At 45.5% G+C, this 15,240-nt stretch carries 15 protein-coding genes; 9 read left to right on the top strand and 6 right to left on the bottom strand.

What is annotated here, in order from left to right:
• Window positions 1–93 precede the first annotated feature (93 nt).
• Entirely contained in the window at window positions 94–861 is a 768-nt protein-coding gene (locus QUB66_RS11520) for an ABC transporter ATP-binding protein (protein WP_332967737.1), read from the top strand.
• Between the two features lie 117 nt (window positions 862–978).
• On the opposite strand, the gene QUB66_RS11525 is transcribed toward QUB66_RS11520, so the two are convergent.
• The 3 genes from QUB66_RS11525 to QUB66_RS11535 form a co-directional block, all read right to left on the bottom strand.
• On the bottom strand, window positions 979–2,562 hold the full coding sequence (locus QUB66_RS11525; RefSeq protein ID WP_332967736.1) for an MDR family MFS transporter: 1,584 nt from the start codon (window positions 2,560–2,562) through the stop codon (window positions 979–981).
• A 105-nt stretch (window positions 2,563–2,667) separates the two neighbouring features.
• Complete coding sequence (locus tag QUB66_RS11530) at window positions 2,668–3,936, bottom strand: MFS transporter (RefSeq protein WP_332967734.1); 1,269 nt, start codon at window positions 3,934–3,936, stop codon at window positions 2,668–2,670.
• 451 nt (window positions 3,937–4,387) lie between these two features.
• On the bottom strand, window positions 4,388–4,900 hold the full coding sequence (locus QUB66_RS11535; protein WP_265234389.1) for a DUF2808 domain-containing protein: 513 nt from the start codon (window positions 4,898–4,900) through the stop codon (window positions 4,388–4,390).
• Between the two features lie 527 nt (window positions 4,901–5,427).
• On the opposite strand from QUB66_RS11535, the gene QUB66_RS11540 reads away from it, so the two are divergent.
• The 3 genes from QUB66_RS11540 (at window position 5,428) to QUB66_RS11550 (ending at window position 8,566) form a co-directional block, all read left to right on the top strand.
• Complete coding sequence (locus QUB66_RS11540) at window positions 5,428–6,576, top strand: Re/Si-specific NAD(P)(+) transhydrogenase subunit alpha (protein ID WP_332967732.1); 1,149 nt, start codon at window positions 5,428–5,430, stop codon at window positions 6,574–6,576.
• Between the two features lie 290 nt (window positions 6,577–6,866).
• Window positions 6,867–7,160 (top strand): NAD(P) transhydrogenase subunit alpha, encoded by a 294-nt coding sequence (locus QUB66_RS11545; protein WP_106150865.1) that lies wholly within the window; start codon window positions 6,867–6,869, stop codon window positions 7,158–7,160.
• Window positions 7,157–8,566, top strand: coding sequence for an NAD(P)(+) transhydrogenase (Re/Si-specific) subunit beta (locus tag QUB66_RS11550; RefSeq protein WP_332967731.1), 1,410 nt, complete (start codon window positions 7,157–7,159; stop codon window positions 8,564–8,566). The genes QUB66_RS11545 and QUB66_RS11550 overlap by 4 nt, the downstream gene beginning before the upstream one ends.
• 161 nt (window positions 8,567–8,727) lie before the next feature.
• Here the strand turns inward: QUB66_RS11550 and QUB66_RS11555 are convergent, their stop codons facing one another.
• Window positions 8,728–8,955 (bottom strand): type II toxin-antitoxin system HicA family toxin, encoded by a 228-nt coding sequence (locus QUB66_RS11555; protein WP_332967730.1) that lies wholly within the window; start codon window positions 8,953–8,955, stop codon window positions 8,728–8,730.
• A complete protein-coding gene (locus QUB66_RS11560) occupies window positions 8,948–9,175 on the bottom strand; it encodes a type II toxin-antitoxin system HicB family antitoxin (RefSeq protein ID WP_332967728.1) in 228 nt (75 codons plus the stop codon). Before QUB66_RS11560 ends, QUB66_RS11555 begins: the two co-directional genes overlap by 8 nt.
• A gap of 314 nt (window positions 9,176–9,489) precedes the next feature.
• On the opposite strand from QUB66_RS11560, the gene QUB66_RS11565 reads away from it, so the two are divergent.
• From QUB66_RS11565 to QUB66_RS11575, 3 genes are all read left to right on the top strand, one after another.
• Window positions 9,490–9,969 (top strand): excisionase family DNA-binding protein, encoded by a 480-nt coding sequence (locus tag QUB66_RS11565; RefSeq protein WP_332967726.1) that lies wholly within the window; start codon window positions 9,490–9,492, stop codon window positions 9,967–9,969.
• Window positions 9,947–10,537 (top strand): PIN domain-containing protein, encoded by a 591-nt coding sequence (locus tag QUB66_RS11570; RefSeq protein ID WP_332967724.1) that lies wholly within the window; start codon window positions 9,947–9,949, stop codon window positions 10,535–10,537. The genes QUB66_RS11565 and QUB66_RS11570 overlap by 23 nt, the downstream gene beginning before the upstream one ends.
• A gap of 190 nt (window positions 10,538–10,727) precedes the next feature.
• Window positions 10,728–11,423 (top strand): hypothetical protein, encoded by a 696-nt coding sequence (locus QUB66_RS11575; protein ID WP_332967722.1) that lies wholly within the window; start codon window positions 10,728–10,730, stop codon window positions 11,421–11,423.
• A 20-nt stretch (window positions 11,424–11,443) separates the two neighbouring features.
• Here QUB66_RS11575 and QUB66_RS11580 read toward each other — a convergent pair whose 3' ends face one another.
• Complete coding sequence (locus QUB66_RS11580) at window positions 11,444–11,791, bottom strand: hypothetical protein (protein WP_265234382.1); 348 nt, start codon at window positions 11,789–11,791, stop codon at window positions 11,444–11,446.
• 371 nt (window positions 11,792–12,162) lie between these two features.
• Here QUB66_RS11580 and QUB66_RS11585 point away from each other — a divergent pair, with 371 nt between their 5' ends.
• Window positions 12,163–12,492: a DUF433 domain-containing protein gene (locus QUB66_RS11585; protein WP_265234381.1), complete on the top strand. Its 330-nt coding sequence runs from the start codon at window positions 12,163–12,165 to the stop codon at window positions 12,490–12,492.
• A 209-nt stretch (window positions 12,493–12,701) separates the two neighbouring features.
• The gene (locus QUB66_RS11590; protein ID WP_332971234.1) at window positions 12,702–15,215 is read left to right on the top strand and encodes a protein-arginine deiminase family protein; all 2,514 of its coding nucleotides are present in this window, start codon (window positions 12,702–12,704) and stop codon (window positions 15,213–15,215) included.
• Window positions 15,216–15,240 lie beyond the last annotated feature (25 nt).

A 15,240-nucleotide genomic window follows, 5' to 3' on the forward strand; every position in this document is an offset into this window, starting at 1 on the left:
GGGGGGACAAGATTCCGCTCAAAGTCCCCCTTCTTAAGGGGGATTTAGGGGGATCGAAATATGTGCAACTTTTTGGGATTTTAAATTAATTCAATGCCTAATTATTCACAAAATAATACAGAAACAATTCCTCAATTGCGTGTTGATGGTGTAAGTTTGAAAACACCGATCGCCTCTAGCTACTTATTGGACAATATCTCGTTTGATGTGCACAAGGGCGATCGCATCGCAATTGTCGGCCCTTCAGGCGCTGGGAAAACTACGCTGTTGCGGTTGTTAAACCGACTCAGCAGCCCCACCAGCGGCTCGATTTATCTGGAAAATACGGAATATCGGCAAATTCCGGCGATCGAACTCCGCAGACAAATCACCCTGATTCTACAGGAATCCAAGCTTTTGGGGATGTCGGTGCGGGAAGCGTTGGCTTATCCTTTGAAGTTGCGGGGCGTGACTCCATCAAACATTGCTGAGAGAATTAGCGGGGCGATCGCACAATTACACATACCTCAAGAATGGCTCACACGCACCGAATTGCAGCTTTCCACAGGCCAAAAACAGTTAGTGGCGATCGCCCGTGGCATCATTTTGGAACCCAAAATCTTGCTTTTAGACGAACCAACATCCGCCCTAGACGCCGGAAAAGCCGCCCACATTTTGCAAGTATTAACACAGCTAACTAACAATCAAACCACAATTTTAATGGTCAATCACCAATTAGAATTAGCAGAGCAATTTAGCACGCGAGTCCTGCATTTACAGCGCGGAAAACTCCTCGAAGACTCCCCATCTCATCAAATAAATTGGGTGCAACTGCGGCAAAATTTAATCCAAGCAGAAGCAGAAGCAGAACAAGAATGGTGAACATTTGTAGGGTGTGCACTGCGCACCGATGCAAAAAATCGTTTGTTTCATCATGTATTTAGTAGGGTGCGCATTGCGCACCCTACAGAATCAGATCCAGTGAAAAGTAAAACAAACTCAATGACCGCCCCCACCACCAGCACCCGGTTTCACCTTTTTAAAACCCAAAATAGCAATCCCACTTAACAACAAAGCAATTCCCACAAAGTAAAAACAATCATTAAAAGCCATGACATAAGCTTCCCGACGAACCAGACCATCAATTGCCTGAATTGCTTGGTTATGCGCCACACTTGCATCAGCACCGCGACTCACAAAATACTGAGTCATTTGATTCATTCTCTCCTGCGTTGCCTGATTGTACAAAGAAACAGATTCCCCTAATCGATTCGAGTGAAATTGCTCGCGCATCGTCACCAAAGTTCCTAGGGCCGCAATCCCCATCGAACCTCCCAGATTTCGCATCATATTAAACAAACCCGAAGCAGAACCAGCCTCGTGTTTTGCCATACCAGCCGTGGCAATACTTGACAGCGGCACCATAATTAAAGGCTGTCCCATTGCTCGCACTAATTGCGACCAACGCAACTGATCGATGCCCGTCTCGTGAGTCATGCTGGCATTCATAAAACAACTCACCGCAAACAAACTCACACCGATGCCAATCATCAGCCGCGTATCTATTCGCTGCATCAATTTCGGCACCATCGGCACGAGGAATAACTGCGGCACGCCGCCCCACATAATCACCTCGCCAATTTGCATGGCATTGTACTGCTGAATCTGACCTAAATACAGGGGCAAAATGAACACCGAACCGTACAATCCCACCCCCAAAGAAACATTCACAACAGTTGCTAAAGCGAAATTGCGGCGAGTCAATAATCGTAGGTTAATAAACGGTTTTTTTCTAGTTAGTTCAATCCAGAAAAAAGCGCCGAGAAATATGGCAGAAATTATGCTTAAACGCAAAACCAAATCAGAACTAAACCAGTCTTTGCGGCTGCCTTCTTCTAACACAACTTGCAGGGAACCCAGGCCGATCGCCATTGAGGCAATTCCCCACCAGTCGCCCCCTTTTAGCAGTTCGAGCCGCATCGGCGTCGGGACGACGGCATACCACACACCTGCTAGCAGCAGCAGCCCCGGAACCAAATTTAAATAAAAGACATATTGCCAGCCGTAATTCTCCGTCAGCCAACCTCCCAATGTCGGCCCGATGGATGGTGCAAAAGTAGCTGTAAGTGCAAACATCGCCATGCCGACTGGTTGCTTTTTGGGCGGCAAATTTGTTAGCAAAAACGTAAAAGCCATCGGAATTAAAATGCCGCCCGTAAACCCCTGCAAAGCTCGAAAAACAATCATTGAATTCAAATCCCACGCCCAAGCGCAGCACATGGAAAAGAATACAAAGAAAGCGGCATTTACCAAGATGTAGCGGCGGACTGAAAACACCTGCGATAGCCAACCCGTCAGCGGAATTACGACTATTTCTGCGACTAGATAAGAGGTGGAAATCCAAGAACCTTCTTCTAAAGTTGCGCCTAAAGCTGCTTGGATATCTTTCAGAGAAGCGTTGGTGATTTGGATGTCCAAAACTGCCATGAAAGCGCCGATCATTGTTGCCATGACGCCGATCCAGGTTTTTAAGGGAACGTGATCGTCGCTTTGCTGTTGGGGAATTGCACTGGTATTTGCCATTGGTTTTGCATCTTGTGTAATTAATTTGGATGTTTTAACCGCAGAGGGCGCAGAGGGCGCAGAGAAGGAGAGGGGATTCAGGAAGGAGGGAGGTTTATCAATTGTTTAGGAAATTAAACCCATTTTTTGATAAATTGGTATGACTAAGTGTTTTAAAGCGGGCAACTGTTTGCTAAAAACTACCGCTGCTAAAATACAAATTATACCGCCAAGTATGACTGTGTTGGGAGAGCCGATATAATTGGCTAATCCGCCGGCTACTAAATTGCCAAATGGTGTGACTCCAAAAAATGCCATTGTGTAGATGCTCATCACTCTGCCGCGTTTGTCGTCTTCTACAATTGTTTGCAAGAATGTGTTTCCGGCTGCAAATTGGATGATGAAACCCCACCCCACGAATAACATCATGATTAATGACAGCCACAAGACTCGGGATAAACCAAAACCGATCAGTCCGAATCCCATGACGGCGGGGGAAATAGCAATTAATTTGCCGATACCGATGATACTTTTTCGTCCAATTAAATAAATCGCGCCTGAAAATGCTCCGACTCCAGAAGCTGCCATCAAAAAGCCGAGGGTTTGTGCGTCGCCGTGGAGTATTTTTGTGGCAAAAATTGGGACTAATACTGTGTGTGACATTCCGGCGAAGCTGACTAATGATAATAAGAGGAGAATTGCTCTGATCGGCGGAAAGCCGAAGGCGTAAACGAATCCTTCTTTTAATCTTTGTAAGGGTTTTGTATTAGTTGCGGGAATTTGGCGTGGCTTGATTTTCATCGCTAATAAGCCTGCAATTACGGCGATGTAGCTGAGTCCGTCAATCAGGAAACAATAACTAGAGCCGATTGTAGCTATCAGCAAACCTGCAATTGCTGGCCCGATCAATCTGGCTCCGTTGAACATGGAAGCGTTGAGGGCGATCGCATTTGCTAAGTCTTCTTTTTTTTCTACGATCTCGGGCACGAAAGCTTGTCGTGCGGGTGCGTCAAAGGCGTTAATTGCCCCTTGAAAGAAACTCAATACTAGGATTTGCCAAATGTTCACGACTCCTGTTAGCGCTAAAAATGCTAGGGCTAAGGATTGAACCATTGCTAATATTTGAGTGGCAATTATGACTCTGTGCCGGTTCCAGCGATCGATTAAAACTCCTGCAAAAGGCAGTAAAATTAATGTGGGAATTTGACTGGTAAATCCCACTACGCCCAGCATCCAAGGTGAATCACTCAAATTGTAGACAAGCCAAATAGTAGCGACTTGCGTCATCCAATTGCCAATGAGTGAGATGCCTTGTCCTGCAAAAAATAGGCGATAATTTCGAGATTTGAGGGCCGGAGGAAGTTTTATGGATTTGATTTTTGCTTGTAGATTCATGTATCAGTACGGATCGATCAATCCTATTTGATTGGTAAACATTTTGTAGGTAGCGCCTCTGGGCTATTGATTTTCACAAGCGCCTAAAAACCTTTGTATTTATTGTTTATAGCGGAGTCTCCCTCGCCCTCGCATCCCCCAATCGAATGGGGAATTTAACTGTGTTGTGGGCTCCTTCTTAAGGTATAGAGGATGCTCGTTGATTTTGGAGTCCGATCGCCCAAAAATAATACTTTTGACGTATTTGTGGAGATTTGAGTATTCAGGATTTATGCACTCCCATCACAGAAACCGGGTTTTTTGGGGAATTTGCGGGCTGTTACCGCCTATTTTTCGACAAAAAACCCGGTTTCTGGCCGATCGCGGGTTGCTCAGAAACCGGGTTTTTTGGGGAATTTGCGGGCTGTTACCGCGTATTTTTGGACAAAAAACTCGGTTTGTGCCCTTTTCCTCACTCAATGCTTAACAGCCAAGTCCCCAGGTAACGCATCAATGGAACGTCCCCTGGGGTGCGGATGCGGAGGTTGAAATTGTACATTCCGCCCGGACTTGGGTTTCGGACGTTGGAGAGCACAACTTCAACGTTGCTACCTGCTGGAATTGGTTCTGCGGGATAAATTTCTATGAATCGATTTTCTTTGTCCCAGATTACTTCTTGCAATTCTATTGTTTTGTCTTTGACGCGCACTTTAATGTCTTTTTGGTCGAATTCGCCTTTGTAATAGTCTGGATAAGTGATGTTGAGTTGGGCGATCGCCAAACTTACTTTTTTGGAAGGAATTCGCAGCCGGTATCTGTCGCCATTCATCCCGGCTTTGCCGTAATCCAAGCGATAGTTTAATTGGTTGGCGCGTTCGGGACCGCCGAAAATCGTGAATCCGGGCATCGACTGGGCTAAACTGATGGCGGGTAAGCCTGTCAGCAAAAAACCTGTAACTGCTAGTGCTGAAAATAATCGTCTCATAATCGCTCCTCTGACCAAAATTACAATGGAACCTTAAATATTTACTGCGGGCAATTTGCAATGAATGCCTTTAATATAGCGACTGTTTTGGCAATTTCATGAGTGCGATCGCCCGAGTTCAATCAATTTTTTTTGTGTAATACTGACAACTGACATTCAAACTACAGAATTAGGCAGCGTTTTATTTTATCATGCTCGGCTGCAAATTTAACAATTTAGCGAATTTGAATCTATAAGACAAGTTAAAGAAGCGAGTGTATTTTTGGCGATCGGCTTTACTATCAACGTGAGAAGCCAGAAGCGATTTCAACCGCGGACTGGGAAAAACAGCCAGCGATTGAAATCGCGCCTACACAAACGATGTCCGCCTCCGCGGACTGGGAAATTTGAATTTCAACCTGCGTCGGCAGGTTTTGTCTGACTTTCTGGCGGTTTCAACCGCCCTGTCTCGTCCAGGCGCGGTTTCAACCGCCATGTATGCGTGCGGTTTCAACCGCCCTGTCTATGTCTAGAGTAAAGGAGAGTTAATGAAATTAGCGATCGCCAAAGAAGTCCAAGCAGAGGAACGCCGGGTAGCCTTAGTACCCGACGCTGTAGCCCGATTAGTCAAACAGGGCGTGGAAGTTTGGGTTGAGGCCGGTGCCGGGGAAAAATCCTTTTTCTCGGATCTTGCTTACGAAGAAGCCGGAGCTCGTGTTGTCGGTGATACCGCTACGCTGTGGGGCGAAGCCGATGTCGTCGTCAAAATCGGGGAGCTCCAAGAATCTGAAGTTCATCAACTTCGCGAAGGAGGCGTTTTCATCGGATTTTTGAATCCCTTGGGAAATCCGGCTTTAGTGCAGCGGTTGGCCGATCGCCAAGTAACGGCATTCAGCATGGAAATGATCCCCCGCACCAGCCGCGCCCAAAGCATGGATGCACTGTCATCCCAAGCCAACGTCGCGGGTTACAAAGCCGTACTGATCGCAGCCTGTGCATTGCCAAAATATTTCCCGATGCTGACAACGGCGGCGGGTACAATTCGCCCCGCGAAAATATTGGTAATGGGTGTGGGCGTTGCGGGCTTGCAGGCGATCGCCACAGCGCGCCGTTTGGGTGCAGTTGTCGAAGCCTTTGACATCCGCCCGGAAACCAAAGAACAAGTACAAAGCTTGGGTGCTAAATTCGTTGATGTCGAACTCAAGGAAGAAACAGTCGCCGCCGGTGGTTACGCAAAAGAGTTATCAGAAGCCGCCAAAGAATACACCCGCCAAGTCCTGACTCAACACGTCAGCGCTTCCGATGTAGTGATTACAACTGCTCAAGTTCCTGGCAGAAAAGCACCTATTTTAGTTACTAGAGAAATGGTTTCTCAAATGAAGCCCGGATCGGTAATTGTTGACCTCGCGGCCGAACAAGGCGGCAATTGCGAATGTTCTGAAGCGGGGAAAGATGTTGAATGGAACGGCGTTAATGTCATCGGGCCGATTAATGTGCCCTCGTCGATGCCGGTACACGCTAGCGAAACTTACTCGAAGAATATCTCGGCTTTAGTTCAGTTGATGCTGAAAGATCAGGAACTCAATTTGAATTTTGAAGATGATATCATTGCTGGTTCTTGTGTCGCCCGCGATGGCGAAATTAGCAACCAGCGCGTGCGAGATGCTTTGGCTGCTCAAGCATCCGTAGTCAGTTAACAGGTTTGTAGTAAGGACTGAAGTCCTCTCTCGTTACAATGCTCTACAACGAGTCATTACTGATTACCCATTGGTGTCAACAAACACGTCAAATGTGGTCAGAGACTGTTGTTTGGCGACCAGGCCCAGATCCCCCCTAGCCCCCCTTAAGAAGGGGGGGACAAGAAGCATTCAAAGTCCCCCTTTTTAAGGGGGATTTAGGGGGATCGAGACTAGGCAAGAAACGAGAGATAAAAAGGACTTTAGCGTTAAATTGACACCAATTACCAAATTACCAATTACCAATTGTTATGGCAGAAGGATTGATTGCAGGTTTAGTAGTGTTTACTCTAGCGTCGTTTGTGGGATTTGAAGTAATTAACAAAGTCCCTCCGACGCTGCACACACCTTTGATGTCGGGATCGAATGCGATTTCGGGAATTGCAGTTTTAGGCGCAATTCTGATTTCGGGCCAGGGAAATGTGACTGTTACTTCGATTTTGGGGACGATCGCGATCGCCCTTGCCACAATTAACGTTGTCGCCGGTTTCCTAGTAACCGATCGAATGCTGCAAATGTTCAAGAAAAAAGAGGTTAAAGCGTGAGCGATTTTCTGCCCAGTGGCATTCAGCTAGGCTATCTAGTGGCTGCATCTTTATTTATCGTCGGTTTGAAACAATTGGGTTCTCCGGCTACTGCGCGTCAAGGAAACGTGTTAGCTGCGATCGGGATGTTTATTGCGATCGTCGGTACTTTACTCGAAAGGCAAGTTATCAGCTACGAATTGATTGCTGTCGGCATCATCATCGGTTCCATTGTGGGAACAATTATGGCGAAAACCGTTGCAATGACGGATATGCCGCAGATGGTGGGTTTGCTTAACGGTTTCGGGGGCGCGGCTTCTGCACTTGTTGCTGTGGGCGAATTCTGGCGCTATCTCAGCATCTCGCAATCGCCTGCGCCCGATACGACGATTACGATCCTTTTGGGCGTGTTAATCGGCGGAATTACGTTTACTGGTAGCCTTGTGGCGTTTGCAAAACTGCAAGAATTGCTACCGGGTGCTCCGATTTCGTTTCCGTTTCAACAGCCGTTTAATGCGATGCTGGCGATCGCACTTTTAGCCGGCAGCGGTTATATGGTGTTTCACCCGGAGGATGTGCCGGTATTCTTAGGTTTGGTGGCGATTTCCAATATCCTGGGTATCATGTTTGTGCTGCCGATTGGCGGTGGTGATATGCCGGTTGTGGTGTCGCTGCTTAACTCCTATTCGGGGATTGCGGCGAGTGTGGCTGGGTTCATTTTGATGAACAATATGCTGATTATTGCTGGGGCACTTGTGGGCGCGTCGGGAATCATTTTGACGCAGATCATGTGTAAGGCGATGAATCGATCGATCTCTAGCGTATTGTTTGGCGCGTTTGGTAGCGGTGGCGGTAGTGCGGCTGCTGGGGCTGTTGCTGGTGGGGCGATCGACAAAACTGTTCGCAGCATCAATCTCGAAGAAAGTGCGATGATGTTAGGCTATGCGCGATCGGTGGTAATTATTCCTGGTTACGGGATGGCTGTAGCGCAAGCCCAGCACGCGGTACGCGAGTTAGCCGACGGTTTGGAAAAAATGGGTGTTGACGTGAAATACGCGATTCACCCGGTGGCTGGGCGGATGCCGGGGCACATGAATGTGTTGTTGGCGGAAGCAAACGTGCCTTATCCACAGTTGTATGATATGGACGATATCAACCCGCAATTTGACGAAACCGATGTTGCTTTGGTAATCGGGGCGAATGATGTGGTGAATCCGGCGGCGCGCCACGATACGGCGAGCCCGATTTACGGGATGCCGATTTTGGAGGTTGATAGGGCTAAGCATACGATCGTGATTAAGCGCGGGATGAGTGCTGGTTTTTCGGGTGTTGACAATGAGTTGTTTTATAAGGATAAGACGATGATGTTGTTTGGTAGCGCTAAGGATGTAGTTGCGAAGTTGGTTGCTGAAGTGAAGCAGTTGTAGGATTTTGCGATCGCAGATGAACGCGGATTAACGCGGATGATTAAACCCGGTTTCTAGAAGAAACCGGGTTTTTGTTTGGATTTTGTTTTGATATCAATACTCTTCAGTCGGCGGAGGCCGACTTTGTTTCTGTAGTCGCGATTTCAATCGCCGAGTCTTATCTACTCGTTCACTTCAAAAAGATATCGAGGTAATCCTGACTGCCGAATAATAGACTGCAAAGTACCAATTTTGATTTCTGAATAATTTGGTACAGGAACCGTTACAGTTGTATCAGGTAGTCGCTGCTGCATGATAATATGACTGCCGCGCTGGCGCACTTGAACAAACTCATATTGTTCTAAAATCTGACAAACTTGAGCCGCTGATAGAACCCGCAGTTTACTCAAGGCTCACCTCTACACGAGTCACGAAAAATTCTGTATGCAGCCGATTCTTTACTTCAGAAGGATCTGCTGTCTCAAAAAATAGTTCTAGCGCCTCGATGAGATTCCGTCGGGCTTCTTCTATATTGTCACCTTGGCTGGCAATATCAAGTTCTGGGCAAAGGGATACATATCCGTCGCCTTCTCGTTCAATGATTGCTGTAAACTGTTGTGTTGACTTCATAATTTGAAGTGGCGGACTGCCAAGCTCAAACAATTATTGTTTTACTTGATATTATAGCGGTTCTCAGATAGATGAGGTATGCCAAAACCCTATATTACCAAGCTTTTCAGATCGAAATTCGTACCTCACCTTTGTAAGAAAGGCTATATATCGCATCTCTACAGGAATTACGCACTCCGACGAAGAAACCGGGTTTTTACCTAATCTGTCGGTAGCAACGAAGTATTTTCCTAAAAAACCCGGTTTCTGGGCCCCCATCTCCAGGACTATTCTATATACTATAATAGCATTAAACCAATTCAGGAAACATTTCCATGAACAGGCAAAAAATACTCCTAGATCCGGTTTTACCGACAGAAGAAGAAACCATAGCTATCAAATTGTTAGATCAAGTGCTAGAGAACGAGATAGAAAATGGTGATTCTGAGACATTAAAAGTAAAACTTGTGCAAGTTGGCTCTGAGGCGATCGCACTTCCTGAATCGCTCTATCAATTGCTGCGTCAAGCTGCACATTTAATGGTGGCTGGTAGAGCCGTGTCTTTAGTGCCGATCGAGCAAGATATGACAGTTGAAGAAGCTGCTATTTTGCTGAATGTATCGCAACCATTTTTGATGAAATTATTAACAGAAGGCTCGATTAAGTATGTGAAGGTAGGATCTGAACGGCGGATTTGTTTAGCAGATTTAATGGCATATAAAAAGCAGCGCACTGTGAAACGTCGAGAGATTTTGAGAGAATTAGCTGAGTTGAGCCAAGAAGAGGAACTCAATGAGAGTAGAGTATACAGCTAGCAGGCTGACTCCCTATCCTGTTGTCTTGGATTCCTGCGTAATTTTTCCTATGTACTTGCGCGACACGCTATTTCGCGCTGCCGAAGATGGGCTGTATGATCTATATTGGTCGCAAGAAATTTTAGCTGGTGCAACTCGCAATCTTGTTAATACTGGAAGGATGACGAGTCAGAAGGCGGCGCGTTTTGAGGCTGCACTTAAGGAAGCTTTTCCAAATGCAATGGTAGAAGTCCCGGAGGATTTGATTCTGCAGATGACTAACGATCCGGGCGATCGCCATGTCGCGGCGGCTGCGGTAATTGCGAAAGCTCAAGTTATTGTTACGTCTAACCTCAGAGATTTTCCTCCAGAGTCTCTCAATTCTTGGGGTATTGTGGCGCTGCACCCTGATGTTTTTCTGAATCGACTTTATGAGGTTGCGCCGGATTTGATGGCTAATTTGGTCTCGCAGCAAGCTGAGGATTTGAAAAATCCACCGCTGACGGTTGATGAATTACTTGTCAGGTTGAGGGAGGAAGTTCCGGTTTTTGCTGATAGGATTCAACGTTATTATGAGAATATTTTGTAGAGGGATGATGAAAGGGCGATCGCCCTATGCCATGCTAGCTTGGTTTAAATAGTCACGGGCGATCGGTGCTAGTCAAATATACCTGCGAACAGAGATTTTTAAATATAATAAAATCCTAAAGAATTAATAGATCGGCAAAAATTGTACTAACCTTAGAGCTAAGGTCAATTAAATTAAAAAATTTTCAACTATGTCAGATCAACCTTTTAACATCCGCCAACTAGACGGCCTAGATTATGACGAAGCAGAACCGCTCCTGGAAGATTATCAGGAAACGCTAATCGAGCTATTTGTCAATTCTCCCGAAGGAGAAGAATACTGTAAAGCTTATCCAGACGTTGGATTTTGGATCTCGCAGTTCATTTATTACGGTTTCGGCTATGAAGGTTTTACGCTGCCTCGCATGAAAGTGGAAGATGTGGAAACTGTAGTCGAAGAGTTGTTTCCCAGGAAAGTGAGTTTGCTTTCGCCGGAAGAAGGTGAAAATGCTATCCCAGAATTATTGGCGTTATGGCAATTTTTGAAGCGAGAATTTAAACTGCGAAATGCCACTTCAATTATCAAATACCTGCGGGATATCGAGTCGGAATTTAAGGAGATTATGGAAGATTCCTCTAAATTTGGATTTGCCAAATCCTTTGTAACGCTCGGTCATCAAGCAGGGTTTGATATGAGTACGGGGGAAGGTCTCACACAATTTCAGGAGATATATAATGCTAGCATTGCTCCTATAATGGCAGCTAAAAACTCCGATACATCGGGATTTTCCAGCCAACCGATAAGTGTTAGTGCTGTCAATGACTCTAAGGCAAGTAAAGAAAAGCAAAAAAAAGCAAAAAATACGGCGGCTGAATCGAGAAAACGCAACCGCACTAAGAAAAAATGAGGTTTAGCAAGTATCTATTCTCATTTTACTCTTCTGATTCTTCTCAGCATCCTGTTAGCTTCTTCCCTCCCGCGAAACTTCCAAACTAATAAATAACACATCAAACAAAACCCGAAAATTCCTAACACGATCGCACTTTCTTCCGGTGAGTTGGTAGTTCGATCGAACTTCCCACTCTTCGGACTTGCTTGGATGTTGTTAGTTCGATCGACCGTTCGATCGTCCGCTTGCAAGTTAAAATTGTGTTGTTCGATCGCATTACTCTTTTTAAATGTGCGATCGACTTCTTGAAATAACTTCGGTTGTCCGCAGCTTGTTAAGGACAATCCAATAATGGTAAAAATTAGGAAATAATAGCGCGTTTTCACGATATTTACCTCCCTGTTAAGGAGAAAGGGAATAATTGAATGAGAAGCCAGAAACCGGGTTTTTTGCGAAATACTTCGTACACAGCCACAGATTCCCTGAAAAACCCGGTTTCTTTGGTTTGAGTGCGTAATTCCTGCGAATAATTTCTACAATAGCGGTGTATGATTTTCCCGATCGCACATTAATACAATAATACCATTTTTTTCAAGTCGCAGCTACGGGTAAGGAATCAGTATTGCCGAGATGTGGCAGCGAAACCGGCGATCGTACTGATTCAAGCGCTATAATCGAGCTAATAAATAGCTAGACATGAAGAAAGTTGCGAGCTAAAATATTAAACAGACCTTCCTATAAAAACGAGGTGTTAACTGTGACAATAACCGAATTAAAAGTCAATTTAGCATCTTTAAATTCAGCAGACAAAGCAGCAGCTATAGAATTTTTACTTCAAACAGTAAGCAATAGTTCGCTAGGCATTAAAAAAACTCCTGGCGTGTGCGGCGGCGGTGATGCTTGTGTTGGCAATACTCGCATACCCGTTTGGTCGTTAGTAAATTATCGCCATCTGGGTGCAAATGATGGGCGAATTTTGCAAGACTTTCCCCATTTGAGTGCAGCAGATTTAGTCAATGCTTGGGCTTATGCTGATGCTTACCCAGAAGAAATTGAAACAGCAATAGCTAGAAATGAAGCAGCATAAAACATGGCGCAAATTTCCCATAACAGAACTTACCGACTCCGACAAAGAAACCGGGTTTTTTATCTAATCTGTCGGTAGTAACAAAGTATTTTTGCGAAAAACCCGGTTTCTCGGCCCCATGCTAAGTCCTATTCGCCCAAATCACCGTAAAATCTGACTAAATGCACCAAGATTAGGTAGAATTATCTGGGAGTCAGAGGATTAACTATATGCGCTGGGTTAACTATATTACGATCGCCATTGTGAATACTTTCGGTGTCGTCATCGGTATTATTTGGGTTGCTGTGCCCGCAACAGTCGCTCAACCTTCCCTAAATTACCAACTCACACTCTCAGGGCGACAGACAGACGGCGACACTCCGCAATCGCTCCCGGAACTCTACAAATTGCGCGATCGCCTCAAGGTAGAATTAGATAACAGCGCGAAAAATCCCGACAGCAACCTGTTTTCCCCAGAACATTGGTACCGCCAGGAATCCAAAAATCTGGCTGAGAAACTCCAAAACGCTCAAAGTCAGATTGAAACAGAAGAAAGAGCTAAAAATAATTGGGACGATGCTGCTAAAATAGCGGCCAGAGCTGTTGTAATTGGACGCACTTCTAAAGCCGACCCTGCTACTTGGGAAGAGTCACAACGCCTGTGGCAAATCGCACTCGACCACCTGCGACTCATTCCCCACGGTTCTTTTTTGGCTGAGCGGGCGATCGACAAAACCATCGAATATCAAGGAAACCTCACTGTCGCTACCTACGAATGGCAAGTAGCACGTTCTGTACAGAAAATTAGAGCCGAGGAAGAACGGGTAAGAGAAATCGCCCGCAAAGAGCAAGAACAAAAAGAATTTGCTCGCCGAGAAATAGAGAGACAAGAACAAGAGAAAAAAGAACTCGCCCGCAGAGAACTAGAAAGACAAGAATTTGCCAAGCAAGAATTAGTCCGCCAAGAACAAGAAAAACAAGAACTCGCCCGCCAAGCAAAAGAAAGGCAAGAATTAGCCCTAAAAGAACTAACCAGACAAGAATTAGAAAAGCAAGAATTAGCCCTAAAAGAACAACAAAGACAAGAATTAGAACTCAATCAACCAGCAAGTCCTCAACCAACTCCAGAATCAACCGCAACAGCAACTCCCGCCCCAGTAACGCCCGCCGCCTCGCCGTCGAACTTCTTCTTTGCAGGAGATACTAACAGAGACGGTAACATTAATCAGCTAGACGAAGCCGGAAAAGAACAATGGTCATTGTCCAGCGGCGCGCTAATTCTATTTAGCGATCGCCATAACGATGATCGCCGCAGCAAAATACCGACTTGGCAACAAACCAAGGTTAGCGTCCCCCGTCGCGCAGCCATGCTTTCTCAAGTTAACTTAATCCTGTCTGAAAACTTCAAAAACTCTCAATTATTCATCACTGCTGATAGCATTGCTAGCCCTCACATCAGCGTTTTTCAGAAAACGGGTGACGGCTGGAAACCTGTAGATATATCCGGTGCTAAACCCCTAGTTTTTAGCACGAATATTGTATTAGGTGTGGAAGCAAAACAATTTGCCGATCGCAACTGGAACGGCACTGTGAATCTCAAAGCAACAGCCGAAAACAACGGTCAACAAATCGCCGCCACAACCATCCAAATGGGCGTTAGTCCTTGGATCATGCCTGCTAATACCGCGCCAGTTACAGAGGTTCAAGTCAGCGACAGAGGTTCGGCAAACAGCGAATTTATCTCCCAACTCAAACAAGCTGTAGAACCCACGGGCGCTCAAGTAAAAATCATCCAGGGTGATAATGCTTGGATGCAAGACATTCAGAAAAACGGCTACGTTCAAGTTCCCCAAAAATTGGAAGTAGGTCAAGTTGATGTCGCCATAAAAAGCAATCGTGACCAAGAGGAAAACCTGCCTGCTAAATCAACTAAAGAGCGGGATTTGAGAGTATTTAAAATTGGCAATTCTCGCTCTAAAGACCCTGTAAATCAGTGGTCTGATGGATACGGAAATTTGCAGGTGACGCCACCGATTCCCGGACACCCAATGGGTCGAGTTTATTACGGGAATTCGGGGAATGTTGGTTTTAATCCAGAGGTACTTGATTTTATTCAAGCTCAAAGAATTCAAGGGCCGGCGGTGGATATTGATACTTCTTGGCTGTTGACTCGCCAAGTCGATGAGATTATCAATTTTATTCCCACTCAAATTCCCGGAAAATATATAATGGCGATCGCTAGTCCAGAAGCCGGAGTTAAGCTGTTAGAAGAATTGGCGGGAAAAGGTTACGGTGATGTTACGATCAATCGCGGTTTGAGCACTGAAACTACAGTCAGCGCCGCTTTGAAGAATCCAGCTTTATTGCAACACAATCTCAATTTGCAAAAGCAAAAACTTAATCCGATTTTAGAGAAGTTGAAAAGAGAGTTTTCCCTCGCTGATGACCAAATCGTTCAAGTTCCAGCTATGTTTGGCTACAGCGGTTATGCTTGGTGGCCGAATATGGTAAACTCGGTGCCAATTAACGGCAAATTGTTAGTTTCCAATCCCCGCGGGGCACTGATTGACGGTTTAGATTACACTCAAGAAAGATTGCGCCAATTACTGCTTCCTGCTGGCGTCAGCGTTAGTTTTCTGGATGATAGGTATTATCAAGAATTGAAAGGAAATGTGCAGTCGGCGACGAATACTGTCAGGAAGCCTGAACCACGACCTTTTTGGCAGTCTTTGCCTAATAATTGAGATCGGTAGAAAATTGCGATCGCAA

The sequence above is a fragment of the Microcoleus sp. A2-C3 genome, assembly GCF_036706065.1.
Classification (GTDB): Bacteria; Cyanobacteriota; Cyanobacteriia; order Cyanobacteriales; family Microcoleaceae; genus Microcoleus.

Excerpts from the sequence above, each read along its gene's own strand:
- QUB66_RS11530 (WP_332967734.1), bottom strand. The coding sequence starts at position 3,936 with ATGAATCTACAAGCAAAAATCAAATCCATAAAACTTCCTCCGGCCCTC.
- QUB66_RS11565 (WP_332967726.1), top strand. The coding sequence starts at position 9,490 with ATGAACAGGCAAAAAATACTCCTAGATCCGGTTTTACCGACAGAAGAA.
- QUB66_RS11590 (WP_332971234.1), top strand. The coding sequence starts at position 12,702 with ATGCGCTGGGTTAACTATATTACGATCGCCATTGTGAATACTTTCGGT.
- QUB66_RS11575 (WP_332967722.1), top strand. The coding sequence starts at position 10,728 with ATGTCAGATCAACCTTTTAACATCCGCCAACTAGACGGCCTAGATTAT.
- QUB66_RS11520 (WP_332967737.1), top strand. The coding sequence starts at position 94 with ATGCCTAATTATTCACAAAATAATACAGAAACAATTCCTCAATTGCGT.
- QUB66_RS11525 (WP_332967736.1), bottom strand. The coding sequence starts at position 2,562 with ATGGCAAATACCAGTGCAATTCCCCAACAGCAAAGCGACGATCACGTT.
- QUB66_RS11540 (WP_332967732.1), top strand. The coding sequence starts at position 5,428 with ATGAAATTAGCGATCGCCAAAGAAGTCCAAGCAGAGGAACGCCGGGTA.
- QUB66_RS11560 (WP_332967728.1), bottom strand. The coding sequence starts at position 9,175 with ATGAAGTCAACACAACAGTTTACAGCAATCATTGAACGAGAAGGCGAC.
- QUB66_RS11545 (WP_106150865.1), top strand. The coding sequence starts at position 6,867 with ATGGCAGAAGGATTGATTGCAGGTTTAGTAGTGTTTACTCTAGCGTCG.
- QUB66_RS11535 (WP_265234389.1), bottom strand. The coding sequence starts at position 4,900 with ATGAGACGATTATTTTCAGCACTAGCAGTTACAGGTTTTTTGCTGACA.
- QUB66_RS11570 (WP_332967724.1), top strand. The coding sequence starts at position 9,947 with ATGAGAGTAGAGTATACAGCTAGCAGGCTGACTCCCTATCCTGTTGTC.